At 71.2% G+C, this 21,826-nt stretch carries 19 protein-coding genes; 14 read left to right on the top strand and 5 right to left on the bottom strand.

Going from position 1 to position 21,826, the window contains the following annotated elements:
* Positions 1 to 9: 9 nt before the first annotated feature.
* The 4 genes from mtrB to hpf all read left to right on the top strand — a co-directional run bounded on the left by mtrB (position 10) and on the right by hpf (position 5,519).
* On the top strand, positions 10 to 2,022 hold the full coding sequence (gene mtrB, locus Pma05_RS19880) for an MtrAB system histidine kinase MtrB (RefSeq protein ID WP_372441510.1): 2,013 nt from the start codon (positions 10 to 12) through the stop codon (positions 2,020 to 2,022).
* A complete protein-coding gene (locus Pma05_RS19875; RefSeq protein WP_203858931.1) occupies positions 2,019 to 3,839 on the top strand; it encodes an LpqB family beta-propeller domain-containing protein in 1,821 nt (606 codons plus the stop codon). The genes mtrB and Pma05_RS19875 overlap by 4 nt, the downstream gene beginning before the upstream one ends.
* Positions 3,840 to 3,858: 19 nt before the next feature.
* Positions 3,859 to 4,569, top strand: a complete 711-nt coding sequence (locus Pma05_RS19870; RefSeq protein WP_239312685.1) for a ComF family protein — start codon at positions 3,859 to 3,861, stop codon at positions 4,567 to 4,569.
* 296 nt (positions 4,570 to 4,865) lie between these two features.
* On the top strand, positions 4,866 to 5,519 hold the full coding sequence (gene hpf, locus Pma05_RS19865) for a ribosome hibernation-promoting factor, HPF/YfiA family (protein ID WP_203858930.1): 654 nt from the start codon (positions 4,866 to 4,868) through the stop codon (positions 5,517 to 5,519).
* 170 nt (positions 5,520 to 5,689) lie between these two features.
* Here hpf and Pma05_RS19860 read toward each other — a convergent pair whose 3' ends face one another.
* Positions 5,690 to 6,967 (bottom strand): GNAT family N-acetyltransferase, encoded by a 1,278-nt coding sequence (locus Pma05_RS19860; RefSeq protein WP_203858929.1) that lies wholly within the window; start codon positions 6,965 to 6,967, stop codon positions 5,690 to 5,692.
* 194 nt (positions 6,968 to 7,161) lie between these two features.
* Here Pma05_RS19860 and secA point away from each other — a divergent pair, with 194 nt between their 5' ends.
* Positions 7,162 to 10,029 carry a preprotein translocase subunit SecA gene (secA, locus tag Pma05_RS19855; RefSeq protein ID WP_203858928.1) on the top strand — a complete coding sequence of 956 codons (2,868 nt, stop codon included), beginning with the start codon at positions 7,162 to 7,164 and terminating at the stop codon, positions 10,027 to 10,029.
* A gap of 240 nt (positions 10,030 to 10,269) precedes the next feature.
* On the opposite strand, the gene Pma05_RS19850 is transcribed toward secA, so the two are convergent.
* From Pma05_RS19850 to Pma05_RS19840, 3 genes are all read right to left on the bottom strand, one after another.
* Positions 10,270 to 10,938: an Rv3235 family protein gene (locus Pma05_RS19850; RefSeq protein ID WP_203858927.1), complete on the bottom strand. Its 669-nt coding sequence runs from the start codon at positions 10,936 to 10,938 to the stop codon at positions 10,270 to 10,272.
* A gap of 426 nt (positions 10,939 to 11,364) precedes the next feature.
* The gene (locus Pma05_RS19845) at positions 11,365 to 11,592 is read right to left on the bottom strand and encodes a helix-turn-helix transcriptional regulator (RefSeq protein WP_203858926.1); all 228 of its coding nucleotides are present in this window, start codon (positions 11,590 to 11,592) and stop codon (positions 11,365 to 11,367) included.
* Between the two features lie 28 nt (positions 11,593 to 11,620).
* Positions 11,621 to 12,103 (bottom strand): Lrp/AsnC family transcriptional regulator, encoded by a 483-nt coding sequence (locus Pma05_RS19840; protein WP_203858925.1) that lies wholly within the window; start codon positions 12,101 to 12,103, stop codon positions 11,621 to 11,623.
* 93 nt (positions 12,104 to 12,196) lie between these two features.
* Between Pma05_RS19840 and Pma05_RS19835 the strand changes: the two genes are divergently transcribed.
* Together Pma05_RS19835 and Pma05_RS19830 are read left to right on the top strand one after the other, a co-directional pair.
* Positions 12,197 to 12,739 (top strand): rhodanese-like domain-containing protein, encoded by a 543-nt coding sequence (locus Pma05_RS19835; protein WP_203858924.1) that lies wholly within the window; start codon positions 12,197 to 12,199, stop codon positions 12,737 to 12,739.
* Between the two features lie 62 nt (positions 12,740 to 12,801).
* Positions 12,802 to 13,314, top strand: a complete 513-nt coding sequence (locus tag Pma05_RS19830; RefSeq protein WP_203858923.1) for a DUF6912 family protein — start codon at positions 12,802 to 12,804, stop codon at positions 13,312 to 13,314.
* A 178-nt stretch (positions 13,315 to 13,492) separates the two neighbouring features.
* On the opposite strand, the gene Pma05_RS19825 is transcribed toward Pma05_RS19830, so the two are convergent.
* Positions 13,493 to 14,698, bottom strand: a complete 1,206-nt coding sequence (locus Pma05_RS19825) for a hypothetical protein (RefSeq protein WP_307836866.1) — start codon at positions 14,696 to 14,698, stop codon at positions 13,493 to 13,495.
* A 375-nt stretch (positions 14,699 to 15,073) separates the two neighbouring features.
* Here Pma05_RS19825 and pruA point away from each other — a divergent pair, with 375 nt between their 5' ends.
* The 7 genes from pruA to smpB all read left to right on the top strand — a co-directional run bounded on the left by pruA (position 15,074) and on the right by smpB (position 21,681).
* Positions 15,074 to 16,702, top strand: coding sequence for an L-glutamate gamma-semialdehyde dehydrogenase (pruA, locus tag Pma05_RS19820; protein WP_203858922.1), 1,629 nt, complete (start codon positions 15,074 to 15,076; stop codon positions 16,700 to 16,702).
* 156 nt (positions 16,703 to 16,858) lie between these two features.
* Positions 16,859 to 17,062 carry a hypothetical protein gene (locus Pma05_RS19815; protein WP_203858921.1) on the top strand — a complete coding sequence of 68 codons (204 nt, stop codon included), beginning with the start codon at positions 16,859 to 16,861 and terminating at the stop codon, positions 17,060 to 17,062.
* 428 nt (positions 17,063 to 17,490) lie between these two features.
* The gene (locus Pma05_RS19810; RefSeq protein ID WP_203858920.1) at positions 17,491 to 18,003 is read left to right on the top strand and encodes a PadR family transcriptional regulator; all 513 of its coding nucleotides are present in this window, start codon (positions 17,491 to 17,493) and stop codon (positions 18,001 to 18,003) included.
* Positions 18,004 to 18,123: 120 nt separating this feature from the next.
* Positions 18,124 to 19,245, top strand: coding sequence for a peptide chain release factor 2 (gene prfB, locus Pma05_RS19805; RefSeq protein ID WP_203858919.1), 1,122 nt, complete (start codon positions 18,124 to 18,126; stop codon positions 19,243 to 19,245).
* Between the two features lie 164 nt (positions 19,246 to 19,409).
* A complete protein-coding gene (ftsE, locus tag Pma05_RS19800) occupies positions 19,410 to 20,090 on the top strand; it encodes a cell division ATP-binding protein FtsE (RefSeq protein WP_203858918.1) in 681 nt (226 codons plus the stop codon).
* A 103-nt stretch (positions 20,091 to 20,193) separates the two neighbouring features.
* On the top strand, positions 20,194 to 21,069 hold the full coding sequence (gene ftsX / locus Pma05_RS19795; protein ID WP_203858917.1) for a permease-like cell division protein FtsX: 876 nt from the start codon (positions 20,194 to 20,196) through the stop codon (positions 21,067 to 21,069).
* 135 nt (positions 21,070 to 21,204) lie between these two features.
* Positions 21,205 to 21,681, top strand: coding sequence for an SsrA-binding protein SmpB (gene smpB / locus Pma05_RS19790; protein WP_203858916.1), 477 nt, complete (start codon positions 21,205 to 21,207; stop codon positions 21,679 to 21,681).
* The last annotated feature ends 145 nt before the right edge of the window (positions 21,682 to 21,826 follow it).

The following is a 21,826-nucleotide window of genomic DNA, read 5'->3' as shown; positions in this document are numbered from 1 at the left end:
GGTTGCACTGTGGCCCGCACCCTGACCTCGTCGTCCGCCCTCCTCGCCCGTGCCGCCGCGACCGGGCGGCGGCTGCGGCGCGCCGGCTCGGCCCGGGTGGCGAGGGCGGCGACCGGCCTGCACCGCACCTGGCGGCGCTCGCTCCAGGTGCGGGTCGTCACCATCACCCTGGTGGCGTCGAGCCTGCTGGTCGGCGGGTTCGCCTATCTGGTCGCCGACAACATCACCGAGATCGTGCTCGACAACGCCACCAGCGACGTCAGGACCCGGCTCGAGGATGGCCGGGAGTACGCCTCCGAGCAGCTCAGCAACCACAACACCGTCGCCGAGCAGGGGTTGCGGGCCACCCTGGAGAACACCGTCAACTACCTGGCCGGCGGAGATCCGGCTCAGCTCGGCGGGGTGGTGGTGACGCTGCGGGTCACCGGCGTCGCGCCCGCCACCTCGCCCCAGGTCGACGTCGGCGGCATCCTCACGCCGGGGCTGGAGGAGGCGGTCCGGGGCGGTGCCATCGCGCACCAGTTCCGCACCGGCGACCTGTTCGACAAGGGGCGGACGAAATACCTCGTCTACGGCTCGCCGGTGCCGACCCGGCTCGGTCAGGTCGAGCTCTACTACTTCGTACCGCTGACCCGGTGGGACCAGATCGCGGACGCCTCCCGGGCCACCGTACTGGCCACCGGGTTCGCCCTGGTCGTCCTGCTCGGGCTGCTCTCCGGGCTGGTCACCCGGCTGGTGGTCAATCCGGTACGGGTCGCCGCCCGCACCGCCCAGCGGCTCTCGGCAGGGCTGCTCGACCAGCGGATGGTGGTCAACGGCGAGGACGACCTGGCGATGCTCGCCTCGTCGTTCAACCAGATGGCGACGAACCTGCAACGCCAGATCGTCCGGTTGGAGGAGATGTCCCGGCTGCAACGGCGGTTCACCTCGGACGTCTCGCACGAGCTGCGTACCCCGCTCACCACCGTACGGATGGCAGCCGACCTGATCTACGCCGAGCGGGACGAGTTCGACCCTGCGGTCACCCGTACCGCCGAGCTGCTGCACGCCGAGCTGGACCGGTTCGAGGACCTGCTCACCGACCTGCTGGAGATCAGCCGGTTCGACGCCGGGTTCGCGATGCTGGACGCCGAGCCCACCGACCTGGTGCCGGTGGTGCACCGGGTGGCCGACCGGCTGGAGTCGCTCGCCAGCCGCTGCGGTACGCCGCTGCGGGTGACCGTGCCGGAGACCCCGGTGATCGCCGAGGTCGACCCGCGCCGGGTGGAGCGGATCCTGCGCAACCTGGTCGGCAACGCGGTGGAGCACGGTGCCGGGAAACCGGTGGTGGTGGTGCTGGCGGCGGACGAGACCGCGGTGGCGATCACGGTCCGGGACCACGGCGTGGGGCTGAAGCCCGGCGAGGAGAAGCTCGTCTTCAACCGGTTCTGGCGGGCCGACCCGTCCCGGGCCCGGCAGACCGGTGGCACCGGGCTCGGCCTATCCATCAGCCTGGAGGACGCCCGGCTGCACGGCGGCTGGCTGGAAGCCTGGGGCGCACCGGGCGAGGGTGCCCAGTTCCGGCTGACCCTGCCGGCCCGGGCCGGTGACCGGCTGACCTCCTCGCCGTTGCGGCTGGTACCGGCCGACGCGCCGCTGGCGGTCACGGACGTCCTGAGCTGGACCGTCCCGACCCCGGCCGGCGGCGGAACCGCCGAGCCGCCCGGCGCGGACCGTCCCGGGACCGCCGACGCGCCGACCCCACTCGACAGACCAACCGTGCCGACCGGCGGAACCCTCGACGGACCGACCGTGCCGACCGGCGGAACCCTCGACGGACCGACCGCGCCGGCCGGCGGAACCCTCGGCGGGCCGATCGGCGGGGCGCCGGGCGGGCCGACCGTGCCGATCGGTGGGGCGCTCGGCGCTCTCGACGGGCTGGCCGGGACGGTGGCCCCGGACGAGGCCGTCGATGCCGTACCGGGCGGGCCGGCCGGTCCGAGGACCCTGGCGGACGCCGAGCGGAGCGAGGTGAGCAGATGAGCCGGCGCGGCATCGCGCTCGGGGCCGTGGCGGTGCTGCTCTCCGGGCTGGCCGCCTGTGGCATCCCGGGCGAGAGCGACGTGCGGATCGACGGCCGGGGGCCGGTGGCCGACACCGGACCGGCCGACCGTCCGGGCGCGCAGCCGCCCGGCCGTACCGTGAGCGGCAGCGAGCCGAAGACGTTCGCCAGGAACTTCCTGACCGCCGCCGCCGGCGAGGCGGGTGAGGCGTACAAGCGGGTCAACGAGTACATCGAACCCGGCGCGCGGTTCAATCCGAAGCAGGACGACAAGGGCGACATCAACGTCGTACGGGTCGACGCCGACAGCGGGATCGAGATCACCGAGGACAACGACGGCACCAGTCGGGTGACGGTCAGCGTCCAGCAGGTCGGCGTGCTCCGGGCCAACGGCTCGGTCGGCGCGCCGGTGCAACAGGAGAAGGAATACTCGTTCGTCATCGGTGCCGCGCCGACCGATCCGGGGATGGGCAGCGGGCTGTGGGTGCTCGACCCGCCGGCGGTGCTGCTGATGACCGACGACGCCCTACGGGACTACTACGAGGAAAACGCCATTTACTTCTGGAACGCCAACGGGACCTCCCTGGTGCCGGACCTGCGCTACCTGCCGCGTACGGTGCCGGTGCAGCGGCACGCCACCGAGGTGCTCGACTGGCTGATCGGTGGCCCGTCCGAGTGGCTCACCTCGGCCGTGGCGCTGCCCGAGGGCACCAGCCCGATGGATAACCGTAACGTGCCGGCGCCGAAGCAGGCCGGCCGGATCGAGGTCAACCTCGCGGTCAAGGCCGGTGCCCTGGAGAGCGATCACGACCTCCAGAAGCTCTTCACCCAGATCGTCTGGTCCCTGCGGACCAACCAGTTGCTCGACGAACTGGAACTGAAGATCCAGAACCAGTCCAAGATGGTCGAGGTCGCCGACGACTACCGGCGGGACCACCCGCTCTACCAGCTCAACGGTGCCGCCGCCCGGTACGGCGTGTTCGCGGGCCGGATCTATCCGTTGACCAACCCGGGTGAGGCCAGGCCGGTGCCGATCCCGGCCACCGAGAACCACGACATCGTGACCGCCGGGCTGAGCCGCAACGGTGACGAGGTCGCGGTGGCGCTGGTCACCCGGGACGACGAGTCCTTCCGGCTGCGTACCGGCTTCGGTCCGGGCGTGGCGAACAGCCTCCAGACCAGCCAGGACCGGTACGACGACATGAGCCGGCCGGTGTGGCTGAAGGACGCGGGTGGCGGCGGACCGGTGGGGCTGGTCGTCGCCGAGCAGAAGCTCTGGACCTTCACCGCCGGAAATCCCAACCTGACCGAGGTTTCCTTCTCCGGCGCGCCCCGCGGCGTGACGGCGGTGGCGGCGTCGATGGACGGCAACCGGATCGCCTTCGTCTCCGGCGGCCGGCTCTACGTCGCGGCGGTACGGCCGGTCGACGGTGGGCTGAACGTCGAGTCGCCCCGCCAGTTGGCCACCTCGCTGGGCTCGCTGAGCGCCGTGGACTGGTTCGGCGAGAACCTGCTCGTGGTGGCCGGCCTGGACAGTACGGACGCCAAGGCGATCAACCGGATCAACGTCGACGGCTCGCTGGAGTCGCAGCAGGTCAGATTCGTCAGCAGCGCCCCGGTCGAGGCGCTGGCCGCCGACCCCACCTTCCTGGAGGTACGGCCGTTGCCCCTGACCTACGAGACGAACGACGTCGCCTTCGTCTCCGACACGAGTATCAACCGGAGTCAGATCGCGCCCGGTGCCGGCGAGCCTCCGGCCAGCGTGAACTCGGCCACCGCGTCCTTCTATCTCTACTGACCTGCCCCGGAGGCGCGTGGTGCTGGCGGGGGTCTGGACCGAGCTGACCGATCTGGTGCTGCCGGCCGAGTGCGCGGGCTGTCGTGCCGAGCGGCTGCCGCTGCGCCAGGGCGTCTGCCCGGCCTGCGCCGACGCCCTGCGCGCCCTGCGTCCGGCCCCGGTACGCCCCACCCCGGCACCGCAGGGCCTGCCGGGCTGCGTGGCGCTCGGCAGCTACCAGGGCGTGTTGCGGGATTCGCTGCTGTCGTACAAGGAACGGGGTCGGCACGGCCTGGCCCGGCCGCTGGGCAGGTTGCTCGCGGAGGTGGTGGCGGAGGCTGTCGGCGAGCGCCGGCCGGTGCTGCTGGTGCCGGTACCGGCGACCGCCCGGGCGGTGCGGGCCCGGCACGGCGACCATCTGCGCCGGCTGGCCCGGCACTCCGCCGCGCGGCTGCGGGCCGCCGGCTGGCCGGTCGCGGTGACCCACCCGCTTCGTGCGGTGCCCCGTCCCGACTCCGCGACGCTGGACAGTGTCGGCCGGGCCGCGGCGGCCAGGGACGCGTTCCGGCTCCGGGCCGGGCGGGTGGGTGCGGTCCGCCGGATCGCCGCCGGCCGGCTGGTGGTGCTGCTGGACGACATCGTGACCACCGGGGTCACGCTGGCCGCGGTCACCCGACGGCTGGAGAGCGCCGGCATTCCGGTGTACGCGGCGGCGGTGCTGGCCGCCACCGTCCGCCGAGGGCGTGCCTGACATAGCACGTTGTTCAGGTCGGCAAGCTCACTCTCCGTGCCACCGGATTCACCCTGTCGTGCACGTCCTGCAAATCTTCTCGAATTGGTCTTGGTGACCGGGGTGACTGGCGGGTCGATTGGGGTTAGCGTCTTGTTTACCGGGGGTATGACGGACGTTCCACCGCCCCGCGGACGCACCTGGAGGGAGGCATCGCCGTTGTTCTCGACCCGGTCAAGCCGAATGGACACTCCAGGGGCGGGCTGACCGGGATTTGTTGTTTCCGCAGACTCTCCGATGGCGCAGGGAGGTCACGCATGGATCTCGTGGTCAAGGGTCGAAACGTCGAGGTGCCGGATCATTACCGAGTGCACGTAGCCGAGAAGCTCGCCAAGATCGAGCGCTACGATCACAAGCTTATTCGGATCGATGTGGAACTCTTTCACGAACGCAATCCGCGACAGTCCGATCACTGCCAGCGAATAGAGATTACCTGCATCTCCCGGGGACCCGTGGTCCGTGCGGAGGCGTGCGCGAAGGACTTCTACAGTGCCCTCGACGCGGCGATCTCGAAGCTCGACACGAGACTGCGCCGGGCCGCCGACCGGCGTCGCGTACACCGTGGCCGGCACGCCCCGGTCTCCGTCGCCGCCGCCACCGCCCGGCTGCCGGTCGTCGACGCCGGCGACTCGGCGCTGGCCACTCTGACCGCCCCCGCGCCCGCGAGGTCGGACGGCAACGGCCGCGCGGACTCCGAACCCGAGTTCGACGAGTACGACGACGCGCAGCCCTGGCACATCGCCCGGGAGAAGCTGCACCCGGCCGAGCCGATGACGGTCGACGACGCGCTGTTCCAGATGGAACTCGTCGGCCACGACTTCTATCTGTTCCTGGACAAGGAGTCCGGCCGCGCCAGCGTCGTCTACCGGCGCAAGGGCTACGACTACGGCATCATCGCGCTGGTCGACTGATCCCCTGCGGTCTCCCACCGGCCCGGGGCCCCGCCCCCGGGACCGGTGGGTACGACCGTTCCCGCTTGATCCACCCGCCACACCAGCGCAGCGGCGAGCCGTCGGTGCGCGACGTCGGCAACGGACGGGTGCGACCCGCCCCCCGGGCACGAGCGCGCCGGTCCGGTGCTTCAGCCGTCGGCTCCGGGCCGACCACCGACCCGATCCGGGCGATGGTGGCCCGGCCGACCGGGGTCCGCGGACAGCCCGAGGTCGCCGGGGAGCAGGGCGCCGACCCAGGCGTCGACCCGGGTGCCCCGATGGTGGAGCGCGTGCCGCGCGGTGCCCTCGATGGTGAAGCCGGCCTTCTCCACAGCCCGGCGCGACGCGGTGTTGCCCGCGTTGGCCCGCCACTCGATCCGAGCCAGGTTCAGGGCGGTGAAACCCCAGGCGGAGACGGCCGCGGCCGCCGCCGGGCAGTAGCCACGGCCGCGCGCCTGCGGTGCGACGACGAAACCCAGATCGCCGACGAGCGGATCGCTCGGGGAGATCCGGAGTTCCATCACCCCGGCGTACCCGTCGGACGCGTCGGCGATCGCGAAGACCGCGCCGGTACCCCGACGCCACACCGTCGGGCCGTGCTCGTGCACGAAGAACTCCGCGTCCGACCGCTGGTACGGGTCCGGCACGGTGGTCCAGCGGATGCTCTCGGGGTCGCGGCAGGTCGCCACGATCGCATCCAGGTCGGCCTCGTGCAGCGGGCGGAGCCGCAGTTCCGTACCGTCGGCGGCCCGGGCGAAGAGCATCGGTTGGGGTGCGGCGAAGACGACGGCCCGGCGTGCCGGGAGTGAGCCGCTGCCGGCCGGGCCGTCCGCAGGTCGCCCGCCGTCCGCCTGGTCCGGGTCGGTGCCGGCCAGGTCGTCCGGCAACAGCGAGCCGACCCAGCCGTCCTGGCTGCCACCCGGGCGCGGGTCGGCGAGCCGGAGCCGTCCGTCCACCTGGAAGCCGGCCCGCAGCGCGATCAGCCGGGACGCGTGGTTGCCGACCTCGGCCTGCCAGGTGATCCGGCGCAGCCCCAACTCCTCGAAGGCCCACCGGCTCACCGCCCGGGTGGCCCGGACGGCCACTCCCCGGCCCCGGGCCCAGGGGGCGGTCCAGTAGCCGACCTCCCCGGACCGGAGCACCGGGTCGATGGTGATCAGCCCGCAGGAGCCGAGCAGTTCGCCGGTGGCCGCGTCGCAGACCGCGAACGGCGTCCCGGACCCGGTCGACCAGGCCCGCGGAGCCCGCGTGGTCACGAAGTCGATCGCGTCCTCGAGCCGGTACGGGCTGGGCACCCTGGTCCAGCGCTGGATGCCCGGATCCTGGCACGCCCGGCGTACGTCCTCGGCGTCCTCGGCCCGCCACGGCCGGAGCAGCAGCCCCGCCTCGACGATCTCGGCCCCGTCCGGCCGGCTGTTCTGGTTCATCGGGTCCGGCTGTTCTGGTTCATCGGGTCATCGTGCCGGAGGGTTCGCGCAGCGCGTAACCGGATTTACCGACCCTCACGGCTACTATCGGACAGAATGTCCGGTTCGTTGAACGGGAGGGGCAGCGCGACTGACGATCGGGCCGGTGATGCGCCTACGATGGTTCGGCAGACTGTCTAGGGGAGCGTTGATCCGTGTCGATTCTGGAAAAGGTCCTCCGCGCGGGCGAGGGGCGCATGGTGCGCCGGCTCAAGGCGATCGCCGCTGCCGTCAACTCGATCGAGGACGACTACGTCAACCTCAGCGACGAGGAGCTGCGGGCGCTCACCGACCAGTTCCGGGAGCGGCTGGCCGACGGCGAAACCCTCGACGACCTGCTGCCCGAGGCGTTCGCCACGGTACGCGAGGCGGCCTCGCGGGTGCTCGGTCAGCGGCACTACGACGTGCAGGTGATGGGTGGCGCGGCGCTGCACTTCGGCAACATCGCCGAGATGAAGACCGGTGAGGGCAAGACCCTGACCTCGGTACTGCCGGCCTACCTCAACGCGCTCTCCGGCAAGGGCGTGCACATCGTCACCGTGAACGACTACCTCGCCGAGCGGGACGCCGCCTGGATGGGGCGGGTGCACGAGTTCCTCGGCCTGACCGTCGGGGTGATCCTGCCGAACCGGCCGTCCGCCGAGCACCGGGCCGCCTACGAGGCCGACATCACGTACGGCACCAACAACGAGTTCGGGTTCGACTACCTCCGGGACAACATGGCCTGGAGCAAGGAGGACCTGGTCCAGCGCGGGCACAACTTCGCGATCGTCGACGAGGTCGACTCGATCCTGATCGACGAGGCCCGGACCCCGCTGATCATCTCCGGCCCGGCCGAGCACTCCGCCCGGTGGTACTCGGAGTTCGCCGGGGTGGTGGCCCGGCTCCAGTCCGGCAAGGACGGCGAGGGCGACTACGAGGTCGACTACGCCAAGCGGACCATCGCGGTGACCGAGCGCGGCGTCGCCAAGGTGGAGGACCGGCTCGGCATCGACAACCTCTACGAGTCGGTGAACACCCCGCTGGTCGGCTACCTGAACAACGCGATCAAGGCCAAGGAGCTCTACAAGCGCGACAAGGACTACATCGTCAACGAGGGCGAGGTCCTGATCGTCGACGAGTTCACCGGTCGCATCCTGCACGGCCGCCGCTACAACGAGGGCATGCACCAGGCGATCGAGGCCAAGGAAGGCGTGGAGATCAAGCAGGAGAACCAGACTCTTGCCACGATCACCCTGCAAAACTACTTCCGGCTCTACGGCAAGCTCTCCGGCATGACCGGTACGGCCCAGACCGAGGCCGGCGAGTTCAACAAGGTCTACAAGGTCGGCGTGGTGACCATCCCCACGCACCGCCCGATGGTCCGGCTCGACAAGCCGGACGTGATCTACAAGACCGAGCGGGCCAAGTTCAACGCGGTCGTCGAGGACATCGCCGAGCGGCACGCCCTCGGCCAGCCGGTGCTGGTCGGCACGGTCTCGGTGGAGAACTCCGAGGTGCTGTCCCAACTGCTGCGCCGCCGGGGCATCCCGCACGCCGTCCTCAACGCGAAGTTCCACGCCAAGGAGGCGGAGATCATCGCCCAGGCCGGGCGCAAGGGCGGGGTCACGGTGGCCACCAACATGGCCGGCCGGGGCACCGACATCCTGCTCGGTGGCAACCCGGAATACCTGGCCGACACCGAGCTGCGGCAGCGCGGGCTCGACCCGGTAGAGCACGCCGACGACTACGCCAAGGCGCTTGAGGAGATCCTTCCGCGCTGGAAGGAGGCGTGCGACGCCGAGGCCGAGGAGGTCTCCTCGGTCGGCGGCCTCTACGTGCTCGGCACCGAGCGGCACGAGTCCCGGCGGATCGACAACCAGCTCCGCGGTCGGTCCGGCCGGCAGGGTGACCCGGGCGAGTCCCGGTTCTACCTCTCGCTCCAGGACGAGCTGATGAAGCGGTTCCGGGCCGGTGCCGTCGAGGCCGTGATGGAGCGGTTCAACATCCCGGAGGACGTCCCCATCGAGTCCAAGATGGTGACCCGGCAGATCAAGAGCGCCCAGGCCCAGATCGAGGGCCAGAACGCCGAGATCCGCAAGAACGTCCTCAAGTACGACGAGGTGATGAACAAGCAGCGCCAGGTGGTCTACGCCGAGCGCAAGCGGGTACTCGACGGGGAGGACCTGAACGACCAGGTCCAGCACATGATCGACGACGTGGTGACGGCGTACGTCACCGGTGCGACCTCGGACGGCTACGCCGAGGACTGGGATCTCGACCAGCTCTGGTCCAGCCTCAAGCAGCTCTACCCGGTCGGCGTCACCATCGACGACATCGTCGAGGAGTCCGGCGGCGAGCGGAGCACCCTGGACGCCGACTTCCTGCTGGAGCAGCTCAAGCAGGACGCCGTCGCGGCGTACCAGCGGCGTGAGGAGGAGCTCGGCAGCGAGGCGATGCGGCAGTTGGAGCGGATGGTGCTGCTCCAGGTCATCGACCGCAAGTGGCGTGAGCACCTCTACGAGATGGACTACCTCCAGGAGGGCATCAGCCTCCGCGCCTACGCCCAGCGCGACCCGGTGGTGGAATACCAGCGCGAGGGCTTCGACATGTTCGCCACCATGATGGACGGGATCAAGGAGGAGACGGTCGGCTTCCTCTACAACCTGGAGGTCCAGGTCGAGGAGGCGAAGCCGGCTCCGGCCGAGGTCGACTCCGGTCCGGCACCGATGCCGATGCCGACGGACTCGCCCGTCGAGATCCGGGCCAAGGGCCTGGGCCGGGCGCCCCGGACCCAGGGTCTCCAGTACTCGGCGCCGACCATCGACGGCGAGGCTCCGGCGACCGGCGGGGTGGCGGTCGAGCGCCCGCAGCCCCAGGCACCGGCGCTCGGCGTGGGCGGCCCGCCGCCGCCCTCGACGTCCCGGCGGCCCGCCCAGCAGGGCCAGGCGGCCGGTGCCAACGCCCCGTCCCGGAACGCACCCTGCCCGTGCGGCTCGGGCCGGAAGTACAAGCGTTGCCACGGGGCGCCCGGCGGCGCCTGATCGTTCCGTCCGGTGCCCCCGACCGCCGTTCGGTGATCGGGGGCACCGCTGTCTCCGACACCGGCCTCCGGCACCGCTGCCTCCGGCACCGGTCTTCGACACCGCTGTTCCGGCGCCGCTCTCTTCGGCCCTACCGTCTTCGCGCCGCTGTTCCGGCGCCGCTGTCTTCGGCACCGGTGTCCGACCCGACGGGCGGCGGCACCGCCCGTCGACGACTCGCCGCGGTGAAGCCTGGCCTGGTCAGAGCAGGGCAACCGAGGTACCGACCCAGCTTCCCCGGCGCCGCTCGATCCGGAACGCCATCGCCCAGGTACGCCCGGCGACGCCGACCGCGGCAGCCGCCTCGACCACCCCGGGCCGAGGTTCACACACCCTCAGCTGACGCAGCCGTACGGTGCGGACCGGCTGGCCGGGCCGGCGTCGGCCGGAGACCCGGCTGGTGGCGGAGGTGAGCTGCGCGACCATGCCGGCGGCGTCGAGTGGACTCGCCAGTGCCCGTACGTGCCCGGCCGGTCGGTAGCCGTTGACGATCTCCAGGCAGGTGTCCAGAAACCGCTTCGCCGCCCGCTTCGCCTCGGGGGTCGCGCCGGCCACCGCATCCGCGACCGGCGGGAGGGCGGCTGCCCGGGAGGTGCCCGGATCGCGGCGGAGACCCGGCGCGGCCGGGCGTTCGGCTGGTCGGGGCGAGGCTGTCGGCACGGCGACCGGGCGGGCGATCTGGCCGGGGTGGCGGCTCTCGGCGGCGGCCGACCGGAACCGCTCGACGGCGGGCGGGGCGGCGCGGTGCGGGGTTGCCGGGCCAACCCAGGTCTCCGGGACGTGTTCGTCGTCGAAAGGCGGATCGAGTGGCGGCACGGGGCGCAGGCGCACGGTGGGCCGAACGGGCGGCCGGGTGCGGGCGAGGGTCATCCTCGTTCCCTTCTTGATCTTGCGTTTGCCTTCGTTTGCCTCCGATGGGCTATTTTCTAGCCGATTCACTGCCCGCCGTCAATGACTCCACGCCGTTCGGCGGGTCGGTCGTGGAGCCGTGCCCCCGCCCGGGACGGTCGGCCCGGGCGGGGGCACGCTCGGACGTCGGACGGCGGAGGCGCGGCGACGGTCACCCGGGTCGCGGGCGAGCCCACCCCGACCGCGAGCCCCATCAGCAGCGACGAGGTCTCCGCCAGGTCGTGGCGGCTGCTCAGGAGTAACAAGCGACCGCTCTGGGGCGGACGTTAGCCGCCCGGTCCGACATCGGGTCCGGCCTGATCGGGCGGTTACTGAGGAAACGGCGACCGCTCTGGGGCGGACGCTAGCCGACCGGTCCGACACCGGTCCCCGGCCTGATCCCGGCGGTTACTCGGGAAGTCGCTCCACCAGCGGATTGCCGGCCACCCACTCGGCGGTCTCGGCGTACTTGTGCTGGATGTACTCCTCCAGGCGGGCGCGCTCCACCCGCCACTGGCCCCGGCCACCGATCTTGATCGCCGGCAGTTCGCCGCTGCGCACCATGTGGTAGACCTGCGAGTCCGAGACGTTCAGCTCGGCGGCGACGTCGGACAAGAGCAGGAACCTCGGTTCCACGGAGAACTCCCGGTAGTCGGTGGCTGCCTTAGTTTGCCATCGACTGCGGCGTCGACGCCTCCGCCGTCAGGTCCCGCCCCGGCAGCGGACTGGAGTAGACCACGCTGGTGGTGACCGCGCCGAGCCCGGCGATCCGGCCCGCCACCTGCTCCAGGTGGCGCATCGACCGGGCGACGACCTTGAGCACGAAGCAGTCCTCGCCGGTCACGTGGTGCGCCTCCACGATCTCCGGGGTGCTCTCCAGCAGCGCGTGGAACGGCCGGTAGTTGCCGCTCGGGTAGCGGAGCCGGACAAAGGCGAGGATGTCCAGCCCGATCCGCTCCGGTACCACCACCGCCCGGTAGCCGGTGACCACCCCGGTCTCCTCCAGCCGTCGTACCCGGTCGGTGACGGCGCTCGGCGACATCGCCACCAGCCGGGCTAGCTCGGCGAAGCTGGCCCGCCCGTGCCGCTGGAGTTCCGCGAGGATTCGCCAGTCGGTCGCGTCGAGGCTCGGGGGATCGCCGGTCATGGTCGCACAATACCGTTGATTCCCTTGCCATCCCCGGCTGCTGGCGGGGAACGTTCCTTCCGGCGCCGAGGCTGTGGCCGTACCGTCTCTGGCATGACCACGACCACCTCGAACCCGGTGCTGGCGGTGCCGCCGGCCGCGCCTGACCAGGCCGCCGCCTGGTTCGCCGCCAAGCTCGCGGCGCAGACGGACGTCTCCGACGTGCACGCCGCGCTCGACACCGGCGACCCCGGCTTCGTCCTGCTGGACACCCGGGAGTTGGCCGCTTGGCGGCAGGGGCACATCCCCGGCGCGATCCACCTGCCCACCGGGATGATCCCGGTGCGCGCCGCCCGGCTGCTCGACCCGGGCGTCCCGGTGGTGACCTACTGCTGGGGTCCCGGCTGCGACGGCGCGACCAGGGCGGCATACGCGCTGAGCAGCCGGGGCTACCAGGTCAAGGAGATGATCGGTGGCATCGAGTACTGGATCCGGGAGGGTTTTCCGGTCCAGGGCGCCGAGACCGGCCTGCTGACCGGGGCGGTCGACCCGCTGACCGCGCCCCGGTGCGCCGCTGAGCCGTGCGGCCCGACCCCCGGATCCGGGGTGCGCTGCCGCTCGGCACGCCGTCGGTGTACTACCGTCGCGGGTGAGTAGAGCGACGCCGCGACCCGGCCCGGGCGCCGTCGCGGGCCGGCGTCGAGCGGGGGAGACCTACGGTGACAGAGCAGCTCCTCCGGGTGTACGTCCCGGCCACCCTGCCGATGCTCGCCGAGTTGCGTCAGGAGGGCTGGATCCTGACGGCCCAGGGGCACGCGGTCACCCCCGAACTGCGCGAGTGGTATGCCGAGGGCGACGAGGAGGAGTTGGAGTACGTCGCCTTCACCCGGGCCGCCCAGGAGGCGCTGCGGCTGCTCCGGGCCGATCCCGGGGCACCCCGGCGCCGGGTCGTCGTCGCCGTGGACCTGCCGTCCGGGGCGGTCCGCCGGGGCGACCCCGAACTCGGCTCCAGCACCGTACGGCTGGCCGGGCGGGTCGGGATCGGCGCGGTCGCCGCGATCCACGTGGACGGTGTCGGCGCGACGGACGACGTCGAGGCCGCGGTCGAGGTGGTCGAGCAGGCGCTGGCCGGCGACGCGGACGCCCAGTTCACCGTGGACAGCGCCGAGGACCACGAACTGGAGTGGTACGACCCCTCGGAACTCGACGCGCTCTCCGGCGCCACCGGCTGATCAGATCCGCGCTTCCGTACCGGTCGGTCCGATCAGGTCCCGCGCCCCGTACCAACCAGACGGCTCAGGTCCCGCGCCCCGTACCGGCCGGGCGGCTCAGGTCCCGCGCCCCGTACCAACCAGACGGCTCAGGTCCCGCGCCCCGTACCGGCCGGGCGGATGCGGCGTCGGGGAGTGTTCAGCGGCCGGCTTTGCCGACCGGCTCGGGCCGGTCCGCCGGCTGGTGGTCGTCCCCGGTGCGGTCGTCGCCAGGGGCGGTGGCCTCGTCGGTGGTGGCGGTGGGCTCGTCGGTCGGCTCGGCGGCCTTGTCCGTCGGGTCCTTGGCCGCGTCGTCGATCCCGTCCGCCGGATCGGCGCCCTCGCTACCGTCCCGGTCGGCGTCCCGGGGGCCGGGCGGCGTCCCGGTCGACTCCTCGGCCGGCCGGAGCGTACGGCCGAAGGCGATGATCGCGGTGAGCGAGCCGAGGAAGAGCACCAGCAGCGCGTGGTTGATCCGGGAACCGCCGAGCAGGCTCTGCGCCGCCCGGTCGGCCTCGCTGAGCGCCCCGGCCAGCCGGAGCACCTCGGCCCCGGCCGTCCGGGTGAGTACCTCGGCGGCGAGCAGCAGCAGGCCCGGCCCGGCACCCGCGATCAGGTACGCCGGCCAGCGCAGCGACGGCACCGTGTCGGTGGCCCGCTCGACGGCCCGCCGCCCGGCGACCCGCAGGTAGCCGAACGCCAGCAGCCCGGCGGCGAGCCCACTGGCCAGCGAGGAGGTCCGGGAGAACCAGCGGAAGGCGGTGAGCTGCGACGCCTGGGTGTCGCCGGAGCCGTAGAGGTTGAGCACCGGATCCTGGAAGTAGCTCAGCGCGAAGCCGACCGCGAAGACGGCCAGCCCGGCGGCGACGACGGCGGCCACCACCAGCGTGTTGCGCAGCCCTCCGGCGATCCCACCCACCGTGGCGGCTGCCGCGGTGGTGCCGGCGAGGACCATGATCGCCGAACCCTCGCCGTAGCTGAGTGTCACCACCAGCGCGGAGAGGAACCCGGTGGCAAGGCCGGCGACCAGTGACACGAGGAACCGGGGAGTACTGCGCCAGATCCCGAGCCGGGTCATCAGGTTGCCCAGGACGAGGCTGACGGCAGCACCGCAGACCAGGCTCGCCGAGATGACCCCGGGCAGGGCGTACGCGGCGGAGGTGATCGCCATCGAGGTGATGCCGGAGGAGGAGATCTCGGCCTTGGCCGACCAGAGCATCGCGGCCAGCCAGCCCAGGGCGAGCAGCGCGAGGACGAGCGCGCCGGGCGCCGGCACCAGGGGCGGGGCGGCTGTCACCGGCGCCTCCGGCTCGACCGGTTGGTCGGGAGCCGAGGTCGCGGTCGTGCCGGACTCTTTCGTCATCATCTCCCCTTAGTAGGTGGCCGGCCGCGGCGGCGGGGCGGCGACGGGGGCTGCGATGGTGTGCCCCGGCCGCCGGTCCCTCAGCGTACGCGGGCCGGTCGGGGCGGTGCCTCGGTGCCGGTCCGGGCGGGTCGGAACGGACCTCCGTGCCGGGCGGCGCTGCCCGGGGAGTACCGACGGGTGATGATCCGGTACGGCCGCTGTCGCGCTCGGGCACCGGCGAGCGGGCCGGCGGCGGCAACCATGTAAGGATTGGCCCAGGTCCCGCCCCCGTACGCCCGGCATCTCCCGGGGCACGGGGTCGAGGTGTCCGGCCGACCGGTCGGTACCAGCGGAACCGGTTTCGCCGTCGCTGTCGAGATCGCCCAGGAGAATCCCATGGACGCCGTTCTCTCCGTACCCGAGCCGCACAACGAGCCGGTCCGCGACTACGCGCCCGGCAGTGCCGAGCGGACCAGCCTGCAACGCCGGCTCGGCGAGCTGGCAGCCGAACGGCTCGAACTGCCGATGACGATCGGCGGTACGCAACGGATGGGGGCGGGTGCCGCGATCGACGTCGTAGCGCCGCACCGGCACCAGCATGTGCTGGGGGTCACCCACAACGCAACCAACGCGGATGCGCAGGCGGCGGTGACGGCTGCGAAGCAAGCCGCCCCGATGTGGCGTGATTTGTCCTTTGCCGACCGGGCCGCCGTTTTCCTCCGGGCCGCCGACCTGCTCGCCGGACCCTGGCGGGACACCCTGAACGCGGCGACGATGCTCGGCCAGTCCAAGACGGCGATCCAGGCCGAGATCGACGCTGCCTGCGAGCTGATCGACTTCCTGCGCTTCAACGTCGCCTTCGCCCGCAAGCTCCTCGCCGAGCAGCCGCTGTCGTCGAGCGGGGTGTGGAACCGGTTCGACCACCGGCCGCTGGAGGGCTTCGTCTACGCCGTCACGCCGTTCAACTTCACCGCGATCGCCGGCAACCTGCCGGCCGCGCCCGCGCTGGTCGGCAACACGGTGGTCTGGAAGCCGGCACCGACCCAGCAGCTCGCGGCGCACTACACCATGCGGCTCTTCGAGGCGGCCGGCCTGCCACCCGGCGTGATCAACATGGTCACCGGGGACGGCATCGCGGTCTCCGAGGTCACCCTCGCCGACCCCGACCTGGCCGGCATCCACTTCACCGGCTCGACCAGGGTGTTCCAGAAACTCTGGCAGGGCGTCGGCGAGAACATCGCGAACTACCGGGGGTACCCCCGGCTGGTCGGCGAGACCGGTGGCAAGGACTTCGTGGTCGCGCACCCGAGCGCCGACGTGGCCGCGCTGCACACCGCGCTGATCCGCGGGGCGTACGAGTACCAGGGGCAGAAGTGTTCGGCCGCGTCCCGGGCGTACGTGCCCCGCTCGCTCTGGGAGGGCGGGCTGCGGGACCGGCTCGCCGCCACCGCCGACGGACTGGCGTACGGGGACGTCGCCGACTTCACCAACTTCGGCGGTGCGGTGATCGACGCCAAGGCGTTCGCCCGGCACACCGCCGCACTCGACATGATCTCCGGTGACCCGGCCTGCCGGATCGTGGCGGGCGGCACCGCCGACGACTCGGTCGGCTGGTTCGTCCGGCCCACCCTCTTCGAGTGCGACGACCCCGGGCACAAGTCGTTCACCACCGAGTACTTCGGGCCGATCCTCGGCGTGCACGTCTACGAGGACGCGCGGTTCTCCGAGACGGTGCGGCAGGCCGAGTCGGTCGCCCCGTACGCCCTGACCGGCTCGATCTTCGCCACCGACCGCCGGGTGGTCGACTGGGCCACCGAGACCCTGCGGTACGCGGCCGGCAACTTCTACATCAACGACAAGCCGACCGGTGCGGTGGTCGGGCAGCAGCCGTTCGGCGGTGCCCGGGCGAGCGGTACCAACGACAAGGCCGGCTCCTGGCACAACCTGGCCCGGTGGATGTCGCCGCGCACCCTGAAGGAGACCTTCGCCCCGCCGACCGACCACCGCTACCCGCACATGGGCTGACCACCGCTACCCGCACACGGGCTGACCGCCCGCTCCCGGTCCCGCCCGGCGTCCCCGGTTCGTGCCAGCCCGGCCACGGGACCTGGTGGTCGCGTTCGTCGCCGAGAGGGAGATCGTCGCCGGTCTCGACCACCCTGCCTGGTACGCCGCCGCGACGTGCTCGGGCAGGGGCCGGAGCGGGCGCTGGTGCTGGAGTTGGTCGAGGGGGAGGACCTGCGTCGACGGCTGCGGGGCATCGAGCCGGCCCTGGACGGGCTGACCGCGCTGCCCGGGGCCGCCGCCGACCAGGTCACCTGGGGGCCGCGGCTCGGCCACCGCCGCCGGCCTCCCGCCACAGCCTTCCGGCAAAAGCCCACATAAGCGATGAAACTTTACTAACCTCCCAAATTGGCACTTGCCAGACCGGGGTGCCGCGACTGTCGACCGGTAGCGGGCGGGTAGTGGCCCGGACGGGAGCGGACCCCAGGGTACGTACCCGACCCGCCGGACCGCCGGAGGTATCCGGTCCGGATCGCCGACGATGGTCGGGAGAGGTGCGCCGGAGCCGGCGGGACCGCGCGGGTGCGGGCGCCGGGATCCGCGCGGTGCGGCCCGTCGAGGGCGCGGGGACGGGGTCCACCGGGGCCGGACAGGCCGCCGGGTGGTCGGCTCCGCCATGCCCCGGAGTCGCCGATTCATCGATCGTCCTCAGCCGACTGTCGCCCAAGAACAGTGCACAATGGAGACGCCGACCAGCGGATAGTGCCAAATCCTGGACGCGGCGCCGGCAAAGTGGCAGCGTGGAGGGCATGGCGGATGTTGCAATCAATCCCACCGCGGCAGCCCTACTCGGGCTGCTCCACGAAGGACCGATGACAGGCGGCCAGCTGATGGCCGCCGCCGAGCGGCGCCTGGCGCCGTACTGGTCGATGACCCGGAGCCAGGTCTACCGGGAGTTGCCGGCCCTGGCCGAGCAGGGACTGGTCCGGCTCGGCAAGCCCGGCCCCCGGTCCAGCCAGCCGTACGCGATCACGGCGGCCGGGAAACGGACGTTTTCCCGCTGGCTCACCGAGACGCCGGGGCGCGACACGGTGCGTAACCCGACCGCGCTGCGGGTGGCCTTCGGCCCGCAGCACTCGGCCACCCAGTTGCGCACCCTGGTGAGCAGCGCAAACGACTACCACACCGAGGCGCTCGCGGCAGCCCGGGAGCAGGCCCGGGACGCCAAGAAGTCCGGTGACTCGTACGGTGCCGCCGCCCTGGAGTTCGCGGTCGCGTACCACAAGGCGGCCCTGTCCTGGCTGAAGAGCGCGCCGGTCTGACCCGGCTCCGGCCCGGCCGACCGGTCCGGACGACGCCTGGCGGGCGCCCGGTGGACGCGCCGAAGCGCTTCGCCGCCGGCGCCGACCCGGTGCTGCGGACGACCAGTACTCTTGACTGTCGTGACCGCTGCCGAATACGCCGACCAACTCAAGGATCTTGACGCTACGCTCCGCAACATCGAGGCCGTCCTCGATGTTGATCGGCTGCGTCAGGCCAAGGCGGAGCTGGAGGAGGCGGCCTCCGCGCCGGACCTGTGGGACGACCAGGCCCGTGCGCAGGAGGTGACCTCCAAGCTTTCGTACGTCAACGGAGAGATCAGCAAGCTGGAGAGCCTGCGCGGTCGGCTCGACGACGCCCGGGTGCTGCTGGAACTCGCCGAGGCGGAGGCTGATGCGGGCGTGCTCCGCGAGGTCGAGACGGAGATCGGCGGGCTGACCAAGGCCATCCAGGAGATGGAGGTTCGTACCCTGCTGTCCGGGGAGTACGACTCCCGGGAGGCACTGGTCGCGATCCGGGCGGGTGCCGGTGGCGTGGACGCGGCGGACTTCGCCGAGATGCTGCTCCGGATGTACCTGCGCTGGGCCGAGCGGCACGGCTACCCGACCGAGGTCTACGAGACGTCGTACGCCGAGGAGGCGGGCCTGAAGTCGGCCACCTTCGCGGTCAAGGTCCCGTACGCGTACGGCACGCTCAGTGTCGAGTCCGGCACGCACCGGCTGGTCCGGATCAGCCCGTTCGACAACCAGGGGCGCCGGCAGACCAGCTTTGCCGGGGTCGAGGTGCTGCCGGTTACCGAACAGACGGACCATATCGACATTCCGGAAAACGAGCTGCGGGTCGACGTCTACCGTTCGTCAGGTCCGGGTGGGCAGAGCGTGAACACCACCGACTCGGCGGTACGGATCACCCACATCCCGACCGGGATCGTGGTCACCTGCCAGAACGAGAAGTCCCAACTCCAGAACAAGGCGTCCGCGCTGCGCGTGCTCCAGGCCCGGCTGCTGGAGCGGAAGCGCCAGGAGGAGCAGGCGAAACTCGAGGGCCTGAAGACCGACGCCGCCGGGTCGTGGGGCGACCAGATGCGGTCGTACGTCCTGCACCCGTATCAGATGGTGAAGGATCTGCGTACCGAGCAGGAGACCGGCAACCCGGCCTCGGTGTTCGACGGTGATTTGGACGGGTTTATCGAGGCCGGCATCCGGTGGCGCAAGCAGCGTCAGCTCGCCGGTGACGCCGCGTGAACACGGCTCGCGTCCGCGTCGCTGCGGTGCGTCGAGATCGGTGATCGTTTCCGTGTGCGGGGCGTGAGGAAGGCCGGACGCACTGCAGTTTCACGATAAATGTCGCCCGGACAGGCCGGGCTCCGGGCTTGGCCTTTTCGTTACGACGCGTAGACTCACCACCCGTGATTCAGCTTGAGCAAGTGACGAAGACGTACCCGAAGGCGTCCCGGCCATCGCTCGACAGCGTGTCGGTCTCGATCGAGAAGGGTGAGTTCGTCTTCTTCATCGGTCCCTCCGGTTCCGGCAAGTCGACAATCATCAAGCTGCTGCTGCACGAGGTGACCCCCAACAAGGGGCGCGTGATGGTCAACCAGAAGGACGTCACCTCGATGCGCTCCTGGAAGATCCCGAACTTTCGGCGCTCGATCGGCTGTGTCTTCCAGGACTTCCGGCTGCTGCCCAACCGCACCGCGTACGAGAACGTCGCGTTCGCCCTCGAGGTCATCGGCAAGACCAAGGCGGTCGCCCGCCGGGTCGTCCCCGAGGTGCTGGAACTGGTCGGGCTCGGCGGCAAGGAGCACCGCTACCCGCACGAACTCTCCGGCGGTGAGCAGCAGCGCGTCGCGGTGGCGCGGGCCTTCGTCAACCGGCCACTGATCCTGCTGGCCGACGAGCCCACCGGAAACCTCGACCCGGACACCTCGATCGAGATCATGCGCCTGCTGGACCGGATCAACCGCACCGGTACCACGGTCGTGATGGTCACCCACGACTCCAACATCGTCAACCAGATGCGCCGTCGCGTCATCGAGATCGAGAGTGGTCGCATCGTGCGTGACCAGGCCCGGGGCGTCTACGGCTGACCGCGCCCCGTCGTACCGGCGCGGACCAGCCCTCGGTCCGACCCGGCACCGGCCCTGATTCGACGACGAACGACCCCTGCGGAGATCCGGAAGGAACCCCCCGATGCGCTTGAAATACGTCCTGTCCGAGGTGTTGGTCGGGCTGTGGCGCAACGTGACCATGACCATCGCGATGATCATCACGATGGCGGTCTCACTCACCATGCTCGGCGCGAGCGGCCTGATGTACCTCCAGGTCGACGCCATGAAAGACGCGTACTACAAGGACATCGAGGTGTCGATCTTCCTCACCGCCGGGGTGACGGAACAGCAGCGCACCGAACTACAGACCGCGCTGGAGGGCGACCCGCTCGTCCGGCAGGTCAAGTACGAGTCAAAGCAGGAGGCGTACGAGCGCTTCCAGAAGCTCTTCGCGGACTCGCCCGACCTCGTCAAGGCGGTACAGGCGGACAAGCTCCCGGAGTCGTTCCGGATCAACCTGGTCAACCCGGAACAGTACGAGCAGATCCTCAACAACTACAAGGACCGCGAGGGGATCGACGACATCATCGACCAGCGCCGGCTGCTGGAACAGATCTTCAGCATCCTCGGTGCGATCCAGAACATGGCGCTGGTCTCGGCCTCGATCATGGCGATCGCCGCGCTGCTGCTGGTCGCGAACACGATCCAGGTGGCCGCGTACAGCAAGCGCCGTGAGGTCGCGGTGATGAAGCTGGTCGGTGCGTCCAACTGGTTCATCCAGGCACCGTTCGTGCTGGAGGCCGTGGTTGCCGGCATGCTCGGCGCGATCATCGGGTTCGGCGCGCTCGTACTGGGCAAGATCTTCCTGCTCGACGGCTCGCTGCGGGACCTGACCGACCTGCTCACCCCGATCGAGTGGAGCACGGTGCTGCTGATGTTCCCGTTCATGGCCGGGGTCGGTGGTCTGGTCAGCGCCGTCACCGCCTGGGTGACGCTCCGGTTCTACCTGAGGGTCTAGCGCTCCGCCGCGGTCGCGGCCGTCGATCGACCACAGGGCTCCTGGCACGCCTGAAAAGCGCGAGCCGGGGGCCCTGTGCCGCGAGGTAGCATTGCGCGGTTGTCCACGGGTACGACGAGGAAGGGGTGTGTGCCGATGCCACGGGAGAAGGGGCGGAAGGTCGTCGCCTCCAACCGCAAGGCGCGGCACGACTACGCCATCCTCGACATCTACGAGGCGGGCATGGCGCTGACCGGCACCGAGGTCAAGTCGCTGCGCGCCGGCCGGGCGTCCCTGGTCGACGCCTTCGCCCAGGAGCGGGACGGCGAGATCTACCTGCACGGCATGCACATCCCGGAGTACGCCCAGGGGACGTGGACCAACCACGAACCCCGGCGTACCCGCAAACTGCTGCTCAACCGCCAGGAGATCAGCCGGCTGATCGGCAAGCTGAAGGAGAGCGGCCTGACCCTGGTCCCGCTCTCGGTCTACTTCTCGGACGGCTGGGCCAAGGTCGAGATCGGCCTGGCCAAGGGCAAGAAGTCGTACGACAAGCGGCAGGATCTGGCCAAGCGGGACGCCGACCGGGAGATCTCCCGCGTCGCCGGACGGCGTGGCAAGGGCATGGCGTGACCGGCTGACCCGGGGACGTCGGCGCCGAGGTGTGGCGTCACGCCTGGGACGGCTGTGACGGACGTTACCGCCGGCTCGTCCGGTTCGGCCGGTGTGGCGGGACGGTATCTGGAATGAAGTCGGCGGGGCGAGGCGTTAGGCTTGG

Source organism: Plantactinospora mayteni (assembly GCF_016862935.1).
GTDB classification, from domain to species: domain Bacteria; phylum Actinomycetota; class Actinomycetes; order Mycobacteriales; family Micromonosporaceae; genus Plantactinospora; species Plantactinospora mayteni.
The sequence above is the reverse complement of the archived record's forward strand: the minus strand, read 5'-3'. Positions and strand labels throughout refer to the sequence as shown.